The sequence below is a fragment of the Streptococcus sp. ST14 genome (assembly GCF_046098195.1).
Taxonomy (GTDB): domain Bacteria; phylum Bacillota; class Bacilli; order Lactobacillales; family Streptococcaceae; genus Streptococcus.
In genome coordinates this window covers 1-9,689 of record NZ_JBJUSF010000044.1, presented here as the reverse complement: position 1 = coordinate 9,689, position 9,689 = coordinate 1, and the positions used below count along the sequence as shown (strand labels likewise).

At 31.7% G+C, this 9,689-nt stretch carries 8 protein-coding genes and 1 pseudogene; 3 read left to right on the top strand and 6 right to left on the bottom strand.

All coding sequences use genetic code 11. From position 1 onward, the window contains the following. Positions 1 to 288, bottom strand: a 288-nt coding sequence (locus tag ACIY19_RS10480) for a transposase family protein (RefSeq protein WP_409003367.1), incomplete at its 3' end; no start/stop codon positions are given. 266 nt (positions 289 to 554) lie between these two features. Between ACIY19_RS10480 and ACIY19_RS10475 the strand changes: the two are divergent. After that, a pseudogene (locus tag ACIY19_RS10475) lies at positions 555 to 1,086 on the top strand (IS66 family transposase); the annotation flags it as partial. A 454-nt stretch (positions 1,087 to 1,540) separates the two neighbouring features. Here ACIY19_RS10475 and ACIY19_RS10470 read toward each other — a convergent pair. The 5 genes from ACIY19_RS10470 to ACIY19_RS10450 are packed head-to-tail and all read right to left on the bottom strand — an operon-like array spanning position 1,541 to position 7,638. Continuing rightward, positions 1,541 to 2,905: an ABC transporter ATP-binding protein gene (locus ACIY19_RS10470; protein ID WP_409003366.1), complete on the bottom strand. Its 1,365-nt coding sequence runs from the start codon at positions 2,903 to 2,905 to the stop codon at positions 1,541 to 1,543. Then, positions 2,893 to 3,588, bottom strand: coding sequence for an energy-coupling factor transporter transmembrane component T family protein (locus ACIY19_RS10465; protein WP_409003365.1), 696 nt, complete (start codon positions 3,586 to 3,588; stop codon positions 2,893 to 2,895). The genes ACIY19_RS10470 and ACIY19_RS10465 overlap by 13 nt, the downstream gene beginning before the upstream one ends. Next, a complete protein-coding gene (locus ACIY19_RS10460; RefSeq protein ID WP_409003364.1) occupies positions 3,588 to 4,169 on the bottom strand; it encodes an MptD family putative ECF transporter S component in 582 nt (193 codons plus the stop codon). Before ACIY19_RS10460 ends, ACIY19_RS10465 begins: the two co-directional genes overlap by 1 nt. Positions 4,170 to 4,178: 9 nt before the next feature. Further along, positions 4,179 to 5,900: an ABC transporter ATP-binding protein gene (locus tag ACIY19_RS10455; RefSeq protein ID WP_409003363.1), complete on the bottom strand. Its 1,722-nt coding sequence runs from the start codon at positions 5,898 to 5,900 to the stop codon at positions 4,179 to 4,181. Beyond that, entirely contained in the window at positions 5,884 to 7,638 is a 1,755-nt protein-coding gene (locus ACIY19_RS10450) for an ABC transporter ATP-binding protein (RefSeq protein WP_005399341.1), read from the bottom strand. Before ACIY19_RS10450 ends, ACIY19_RS10455 begins: the two co-directional genes overlap by 17 nt. Before the next feature lie 161 nt (positions 7,639 to 7,799). On the opposite strand from ACIY19_RS10450, the gene ACIY19_RS10445 reads away from it, so the two are divergent. Together ACIY19_RS10445 and ACIY19_RS10440 are read left to right on the top strand one after the other, a co-directional pair. After that, positions 7,800 to 8,792 (top strand): AraC family transcriptional regulator, encoded by a 993-nt coding sequence (locus ACIY19_RS10445; protein ID WP_077862399.1) that lies wholly within the window; start codon positions 7,800 to 7,802, stop codon positions 8,790 to 8,792. Positions 8,793 to 9,401: 609 nt separating this feature from the next. After that, positions 9,402 to 9,689: transposase family protein (locus ACIY19_RS10440; protein ID WP_409003362.1), on the top strand; the 288-nt coding region annotated here is incomplete at its 3' end.

The window sequence follows — 9,689 nt, the reverse complement described above, 5'->3', positions numbered from 1 at the left end:
TACCAGGGGAGTCTCAGCAACCATCATTTTTGAACAGTGATAGCACTTGAAACGGCGTTTTCTAAGGAGAATTCTAGTAGGCATACCAGTTGTTTCGAGGTAAGGGATCTTAGACGGTTTTTGAAAGTCATATTTCTTCATTAGACTTCCACAATCAGGGCAAGATGGGGCGTCGTAGTCCAGTTTGGCGATGATTTCTTTGTGTGAATCCCTATTGACGACATCTATAATTTGGATATTTGTGTCTTTGATATCGAGTAGTTTTGTGATAAAATGTAATTGTCCCATATGAATCTTTCTAATGAGTTGTTTGATCGCTTTTCATTATAGATCTTATGGGACTTTTTTTCTACAATAAAATAGGCTCCATAATATCTATAGTGGATTTACCCACTACAAATATTATAGAGCCAGAATTCCTAGGAGATTATTCTGGCTATGTGCATTGTGATATGTTGCGGCAGTAACTTAGGACTTTAGTCCTCTAGTTCTGCCTATGCGATAGCAGTCCAAGGTTTAGGAGCAAGGCGACGCTAAGCTTGGTAAACTACGAACCGCAGCAAGCGGATAAATCATCGTTAGGAGCTAAAGGTTTAGCTTATTGTGATCAGTTATTTGCCTTGGAAAGAGACTGGGAGGACATTGTCAGCTGATGAACGACTACAGAAACGTCAAGAAGAGCTCCAACCCCTAATGGAAGACTTCTTTGCTTGGTGCCGTCGTCAGTCAGTTTTAGCAGGTTCAAAACTAGGAAGGGCAATTGAATACAGCCTCAAGTATAAAGAAACCTTTAAGACTATTTTAAAAGACGGACATCTGGTCCTTTCCAATAATCTAGCTGAACGCGCCATTAAATCATTGGTTATGGGACGTAAAAATTGGTTGTTTTCTCAAAGTTTTGAAGGAGCTAAAGCAAGAGCTATTATTATGAACTTATTGGAAACAGCTAAACGTCATCAACTAAATAGTGAGAAATATCTATCCTATCTTCTAGAATGTCTTCCAAACGAGGAAACTCTCGTAAACAAAGAGGTTTTAGAGGCTTATTTACCATGGACTAAAGTTGTACAAGAAAAGTGCAAATAAGAAATCTCCAGATTAGGAACTATCCGTGAGTTCTCTAGTCTGGAGATTTTTCAATAGACTTCGTTATTGGGCGGTTACAATTTATTATATGAAAATCCCATATCATTCTCCAATTCTATATTTTACCTTTCTAAATGTATAGATTAACTACCTAATTATAGCATATAACGCAGATTCCTTTCAATCGTATGATTTACTGCATTAAATTAAGTAAAAAAATAAAGGCAGTCCGAAGACTGCCGATATTTATCTCTCATCTCTTTAATTATGGTAAGTAAATAAATAATTTCCCTAAAGATATGGAAATTATTTATACTATAAATACATATTATAAAGTTTATAAATACTGTAAAAATCCTGAAGTTAATTTTCTAATAAATATCAATATGTGTTAGTATCTTTTAAATTTTTAGACAATTTACCAGTTCTATAGACATGTTTAACAGACTCTATTTTATAATTCAAAAATTTCATCTGCCACTTCATTTAAAAATTCTATATCATGGGAAACAATAAAAATTATTTTATCCATGGTTTTATACTTATTAATCAGTTCAGATATTTTTATCATATTGGAATAATCCATACCACTTGAAGGTTCGTCAAAAAAGATAAATGGAGAAGTCTTGCACATAACAGATGCTATTGCAAGCCTTTGCTTTTGCCCTCCTGATAAACTCATCGGATGCCTTTCAATAAATTCGTCCAGGCCTAAATCTTTTAAAATGATTTTCGCCTTTTCTTCATCAAAATTCTTTATTCCTAATCTAAGCTCGTTGAATACCTCATCTGTGAATAATTGATGATTTACATCTTGCATAACAAGTGAAGAGTTTTTGAGTCTTTCTTTTTTAGATAGCTTCTCTCCCTTAAAATAAATTTCTTCTTTTGATTTTTTCTCAAGACCTATTAAACATCTTAAAAGCGTTGATTTTCCTCGTCCGTTGGATCCTATTATGCCATAAATTTTCCCAAGCTTGAATGAAATATCTTTTAAGCTTAAACACTCATCATCAGTAAATTTGTAGCTAAGATTTTTTATCTGATACTCTCCACCTTCTTTTAAATAAGGAACTTTTAATTTACTTAATTCTTTATCTCTTAAACTTAAAGCATTTAATTCATTTTTATCTAGCTTTAAAAATTCACTTCTAGTATAAGTTTTTTTAAGCTTTCCTTTATCTATTAAAAATACACGGTCAACTATGTCCATCAAATAATAAATTCTATGCTCTGCAACAATTATGCTTATGCCTTTCTCTTTTAATATCTTTAGCATCTTTGCCAAAACACTTATGCTTTTAATATCTAAATTCGATGAAGACTCATCCATAACTATAATCTTTGTACCTGCTATATAAGAAGCTGCAATGCAAAGAATTTGTTTTTCACCGCCGGATAGATTAAATATATTTCTGTTCAAAAGATTTTTTATCGGGAATATCTCAAGCATATCCTTCAAACGCCTGTCCATCTCTTCTCTTGCAAGTCCAATATTTTCTAAATAAAACAATAATTCTAATGTCGTATTTATATTGAAAAAATATGTCTTAGGATTTTGAAAAATAGTTGAGACAAGCATCGAAATTTGATAAAGTTCCAAAGCTTTTATATTTTTACCATCAATAAATATTTCACCCTTGATCTTTGCGTTATCATATCTTACAGCTAAGCCATTGATAGAATTTATTAAAGATGACTTACCGCTTCCGCTTTTTCCTGTAAATAGCACACACTCTCCCTCGGCTATTGATAGTGATATATCATCCAATATATGCACTTCGCCATAATCAAGACTTAAATTTTTTATTTCAACCATATTAAGCCTCCCACAATAAGTCCAGCAACTGCTAATACATAAACAAAATCAATTAGCTGTATCTTTGCTCGAATATATCTAGTCTTGGCGATTGGATTTTCTATTGCCTTTGTTTCTGCTGCTTTTGCAATGTCATCTGCAATGTTTGAAGATATAATAAGTAGTGGCACTGAAACATATTCAAGATATTTGATTGGGTTTTTAAAATTTATACCCCTTACTCTCATAGCCATTTTGATATTTTTCTTCTCCTCTTTAAAAGATGGGAAGAATCTAAACATAACCGCAATAGGTATGGAAAGATTTTTTGGAATTTTAAGCTTATCCATTGATGAAATTATTGCACCTACATCAGAGGTCTTTATCATGAAGCTAGCTGCCATAAATGGCAATAAAAACATTCTGAAGATAATAAATAAGCTTAAAAACATCTTAATTATTGGATTTATATTAGATAGCACCATAAAATTAGGTAAAGCATATAATATTGTGCATAAAATTATCCATTTAAAAAGTGTTTTTTTGTATCCATTTAAATAAAACAAAATACCAATAATACAAGCAATTGCTAGCTCAAAACGGATGTTTATGCTATGCGCAATAGTTAATCCTGTAAGAAATACTACTAATATCTTACTTATTGGATTGGGATTAAAGGGAGCATTTGAAGAAAAGGTAGGCATTATACAATGCCTGCTTTTTCAAAGTGTTTTTTCAATAGAGCCTTGCCTATATATGCTCCAATTATTCCTCCTAGAAAAGCACCTAAGGCTACTAAGGCCATGTGAGGATATGTTATTAGTTTTTCCATTGCATCAACATAATCTTTTCCCATCATCATAAATAATTCAATATATTTTTCTTTAGCTAAAAGCATTTGCATTAATGATCCACAAATCCACGTACAAAATACTGCATAAGAAAGCATATTATATTTAAATGAATTATAATTACCAATCTTTCTAATTAATTCTGCAACCATCATTACTATCAATGAAAATAATGGCAATACATAAGTATGTCCCATAGCAAACATCACAAGTGGTGATATCATACCGAATATAAATAGTGCCCATGGCTTTTGAACCTTAGCCATAAATAACATAACAACAGTTCCTGCAATTATACCCAAAACTGTTGGGTATATTAAGAACAATATTGGAATCAAGCCCATCATACCAACTCCAAACATGAGGGCAAAATAAATTACGCCAAAAACACCGATACTTACTAAATCTTTTACTTTTAATTTTTTATTATCCATTTTTTCCTCCTAATAAATAAATTCTTCTGCCATTTTTGTCTTTTCTATTAAATTTTTGTAAACTTTTGATTTTTGTAAAAGCTCCTCATGGTTGCCTTCACTTTCTACTTTTCCGTTTTCAAGAACTACTATCTTGTCAGCATTTTCTATGGATTTCATTCTGTGTGAAATGATGACAACAGTCTTATCTTTAATTAAATTATTTAAAGACTCTTGAATTTTTTTCTCGTTGTCAACGTCAAGGCTTGCTGCTATCTCATCTAAGATCAATATCGGTGTATCTTTTAAGAAGGCTCTGGCTATTGATAATCTTTGTCTTTCTCCGCCTGATAGCTCAGCTCCGTTCTCACCAATAACTGTATCGAAACCCTTATCCATTTTTTCTATAAAATCTGTGCAGTTTGCAAGTTTTGCTGCTCTTTTAACTTCTTCGTCACTTGCATCTTGCTTACCAAGCCTAATATTTTCCATAACGCTTTGATTAAAGAGAACCACATCTTGGAAAACTATTGATACCTTATCAAAAAGGGATTCTGTTGATATTTCTTTTATATCCTTGCCATCTATTAAGATTTGTCCCTTGTCATAATCATAAAGTCTTGATATAAGTTTCAAGATGGTTGTTTTGCCGCAGCCGCTTGCTCCTACCAAAGCAGTGACCTCTCCCTGCTTAGCTTTAAAGCTTACACCATTTAAAACTTTTACGTCTTTCTTGTAAGCAAATTCAACATCTTTTAGATCAATATCAAATTTTTTTAAGCTATAGTCATCGCCTTCTTGTAAATCTTGATTTTGAATTTCTTTTAATCTTTCAATTTTTGGCGTTAAATAAAATATTTCCATCAAGCCCGCTTTAGATGCATCTAAAGCGTCTTTTATCTTCATAGCAGCTAGTAAATATCCTATAAGGTAGAGAGAATTTATCTCTTTATTAATAATTAGATTTACGCCGACAAATATCACAACAGCAAGAGATATAAAGCTAAATATTGAAGATATAGACAAAGTTAAAATTGTAGTTACTTCGTACTTTAAGTGTACTCTCTCACTATCTTCCATTTTTTTATATAAATCATCTTTAATATCCTTCGATAAATTATATGCTTTAATCTCCATTTGCATTTCGATATTTTCTTGAAAGCTTTCTGAGTTTTTTCTTAAGACATCATAATGTCTATTCTGTCTATTAACCTGATATTTTTTAGATAAAGGTATAAATATAAAGCTTAAAATAGATGGAATAATTACAGCTAAACCCATCTTGACATTGCCCGCTAGCATCATTACAGACATTAATGGGAAAAACAGTACCATGCCGCCCACCTTTGGTATTGCGTGGCTCATTGCATGCTCTATGCCTGCAATATCAGCCATGATTGTTTGTGAAATGTCGGAAATGTCATGTTTAGAAAAGTAAGATAGAGGTAATTTTGATAAATTCTCCGCTGTCCTTATTCTTAAATCTGCACTTTCTTGATAGGTTGTGTTATATAATTTATCGTATTCGATAGAAAGCAAAATATACATTGCTATCAAAGTCAAAACTGAGAATACTATATAAAAGCCATTGCTTTTGCCCATATTTTCCAAAACTTCCTGAGCAAAAATCATAAGTAATATGGCAGGAAGCATGTTTATACAATAAACGAAAAATGTAGCCAGTGTTGCTTTACTTAAATTTCTTGCTCCTTTATCTGTAAGAGCAAATCTTTTTTTATAAAACTCTTTCATTTGAAACCCTCCATTCATTCGCACTGTTAAACATCTCTTGCAGGCTCTTATACCTTGTATCTTTTGACATTAATTCTTTGTCAGACCCTCTTTCTATAATTTTTCCACTATCCATAACAATAATTTCATCAAGGTCTTTAATTGTAGATAGTCTGTGTGCAATCATGATAACTGTTTTATCCTTCATAAGATTTTTGAAAGCTTTTTGCAATTCAAACTCGTTATCTGGGTCAATAGATGCTGATGCTTCATCCATAATAATAATTTTGGAATCCTTTAAAATTGCTCTAGCAATTGCAATTCTTTGTTTTTCTCCACCGGATAAATAAACACCTTTTGAGCCTATGATTGTATTTTCTCTTTCTGGGAATTTGTCTAATATTAAATCACATCCTGCTAATTTTAAGGCTCTCATAACGTCATCTTTCGTCGCATCTTTATTAGCTAAAGCAACATTATCATAAATGCTCTTCTTGAATAATTTTGAATCTTGAAAAACAAAGGAAACGGCTTTAATTAAGGCTTCATCAGAATATTCACTTATTGCTATCCCGCCTATCTTTATGCTTCCTTCATTAACATTGTAAAAACCTGATATAAGTTTTGCTACTGTTGATTTGCCTGATCCAGATGAACCGACAAGTGCGTAGGACTTTCCTTCTTCTAAATTAAAGGATAAATTTTCAATGACAGCTTTATCATTATAAGCAAAGCTTACATTGTCAAAGTCTATATTATAGTTTTTAAAATTATTGACATTACCATGCACTAATTTGTCTTTTTGCATATCTTCGTAAAGCGCCTCTAAAGTATCTACTGCATAATTCCCTTGAGAAATATACATGGAGTACCACATTATTCTCGTGAATGAAACAAAGAGAACTCCTGATAAAAATATAATCATGATAAGCTCAAGTAAAATCACCTTTGCGCTACCTAAGCTTGTCATAAAATAAACTATAGGAATAATTAAAATTGCAATCAGTCCAAAAAATAACCATTGATACAAAACATAAGGCTTTTTACAAGATAGGGAATAATCATAAGCATACTTTGAGTAATCTTTTATCGCCTTATAAAAGCTTTTAAAAGACTCTACATTTGCTTTAAATATTTTTACAACTTGCATTCCTCTAACGTATTCAACAGTTTCAGCACTTAGTTTAGATAGGGCCTCTTGGTATATCTTCATAAATTCTTGCTCGCCCATCATCGCCCCTAAAATTAAGCCGCCAATTATAGTAAGAGCAAGCAAAGTTATACCAACCCTTATACTTACTATAAAGCCAAGTACAAGGACAAGTACGGGTGTAACTATTGCCTGAGAGCTATCTGGAATCATGTGAGCTACAACCTGATGAGTTTGTGCTGCATTATCATCTATGATCTTTCTTATCTGACCAGAGGGATTTAAGTCAAAGAACCTAAAACTTGCTTTTTCCAGACCATCGATTCCCCTTTTTCTTAAATTTGTTTCAAGCCTGAATCCCAAGATATGTGAAAACAGTCCTGAGACAAAATAAAATATCGCTCCACTTGTTAGTGTAATAACAGATTTTAATGCTATGCTCTCTGCACCAGATAAATTTGAATTAATTATTAACTTATCTAGAAATTTGTAGATTAAATAATATCCATATACCGTAAGTAGAGCAGATATAGCAGAAAAAACTATAGCTAAAAAGCCAAGATATTTTTTATCCTGTACATAAGCAAATAGCTTTTTGTAAATCTTCATAATATTATCTCCTTTCTTTTATTATTCCTTTTAGATATGAATTTGCTTAATCGATAATAACTATCATTGCTTTTTTATTATACATCGATTATAATTACTAATACAATAGTTTTGAATTAAAAAGGCTAATTGGAATATTGTCTAAAAGGGATATGTGAATTATGAGTTACTATGATTTTGTAAAAGATTATATGAAAGTAGAAGAATGTAAAAATAATAAGAAGTATTCAAGTGCGGGACATACTTTTTGTTGGAACAAAAAAGATTTTACTTATGCAGAAGGTCTATATTGGTTTTATGAAGGAGATGGATTTATTATTGATATCCATGATTTTTATACCAAAGAAGAAATAATTCAAAATAGCACTTATAGTATGGCAGACTATGTTTCAATATATACAAGCTACATTGTCAGTGCAAATGGCGAGAGATTTAGTCCTTATCAAACCTTGACTGCAAACTCTTTATGTACTCTTGATTTTGATAATATAAGAGATGATTTTGTGTTTTTATTACATGAGAACTGCTACTATCTTGCTGTTTCTATTGGCTTTAAAAGAGAACTTTTGGAAAAACACTTAACATCCATTAATATTGATCCAGAATCTTTTTATAGGGCTTTACTTCAAACTAATCAAATTATACTTACAAAAGCCTCAGAAAAAGTGGCAATGGAAATATTAAATTGTAAGATGGACGCTCCTGCCGCTGATTTCTTCTTTAAAGCCAAAGCAAATGAATGGGTAAGTATTGTAATAGATACCTACTTAAATAGGAAGAAATGTAAAATTGAGTCTGATGATAACAAAGCACTTGAAGATGTCGCAAGATTCTTAGATGATCATTTCGCCATGAATGTAAATCAAGAAACCCTTGAAAAAATATCTAAAATGAGCGGAACAAAATTAAAAAATTTGTTCAAAGAAAAATATGGTCAGAGCATTACAGAATACACCCAAAGAAAAAGAATGAATGTAGCTGAAACTCTTCTCTTAAATACCGAACTAGCTATAAAGGAAATTGCTGAATCCGTTGGATACACATCCCATAGCAAATTTTCTATTTATTACAAAAGATACAAGGGAAAACTTCCTAGTGAGGTTCGAAGTTTAGCTTGCAAACATCACAAGTTAAAATTCGATTACTGTGAATAAAGTAATTTTTTACAAGTCATTTTTTGTATGAATTTAAGTGTATATGCATATATGTCTGAATAAATTTGATTTGAAAAATGGATAAAAAAATAAAGGCAGTCCGAAGACCGCCAATATTTATCTCTCTGCACCTTTGCTATGGTCTTTCTTATTTGACTTAGATTTGTCATCTGTCTTAAAGCTTTTTATTTGCCCTAATATGGACTTTTTATCCTTGTCTTGACTCTTTACTTGTTCTTTTGCTTTTAAGAGCTTAGAAGACAAAAAGAGATATTATATTAAAACAATATTTCTCCGGTACTGGGACTGGGACGGGACTAAAAATCTGAAAACGTCCTATAATTAGGTGGATTTAGTGATATTATAAAAAATAGAATCTAGTATTTTGAATGGTTTTGGATATATTGTACGTTTGGAAAAGAAGAATGGGAGTAATTTTAAACTAACAAAAAATGCTTTGAAATCAGTGTTTCAGAGCATTTTTGGGCTCTATAATATTTGTAGTGGGTAAATCCCCTATGGATATTATGGAGCTTATTTTTGTGTAGAAAAAAAGTCCCATATGACCTATAATGAAAAGCGACAAAACAACTCATTAGAAAGAATCATATGGAACAATTACATTTTATCACAAAACTGCTCGATATTAAAGACCCAAACATCAAGATTCTAGATATCATCAATATGGATACCCACAAAGAAATTATCGCTAAGCTGGATTATGAGGCTCCATCTTGCCCTGATTGTGGAAGTCTAATGAAGAAATATGACTTTCAAAAACCATCTAAGATCCCTTACCTCGAAACAACTGGTATGCCTACTAGAATTCTCCTTAGAAAACGCCGTTTCAAGTGCTATCACTGTTCAAAAATGATGGTTGCTGAGACTCCCCTGGTA

Excerpts from the sequence above, each read along its gene's own strand:
- ACIY19_RS10445 (WP_077862399.1), top strand. The coding sequence starts at position 7,800 with ATGAGTTACTATGATTTTGTAAAAGATTATATGAAAGTAGAAGAATGT.
- ACIY19_RS10450 (WP_005399341.1), bottom strand. The coding sequence starts at position 7,638 with ATGAAGATTTACAAAAAGCTATTTGCTTATGTACAGGATAAAAAATAT.
- ACIY19_RS10455 (WP_409003363.1), bottom strand. The coding sequence starts at position 5,900 with ATGAAAGAGTTTTATAAAAAAAGATTTGCTCTTACAGATAAAGGAGCA.
- ACIY19_RS10465 (WP_409003365.1), bottom strand. The coding sequence starts at position 3,588 with ATGCCTACCTTTTCTTCAAATGCTCCCTTTAATCCCAATCCAATAAGT.
- ACIY19_RS10460 (WP_409003364.1), bottom strand. The coding sequence starts at position 4,169 with ATGGATAATAAAAAATTAAAAGTAAAAGATTTAGTAAGTATCGGTGTT.
- ACIY19_RS10470 (WP_409003366.1), bottom strand. The coding sequence starts at position 2,905 with ATGGTTGAAATAAAAAATTTAAGTCTTGATTATGGCGAAGTGCATATA.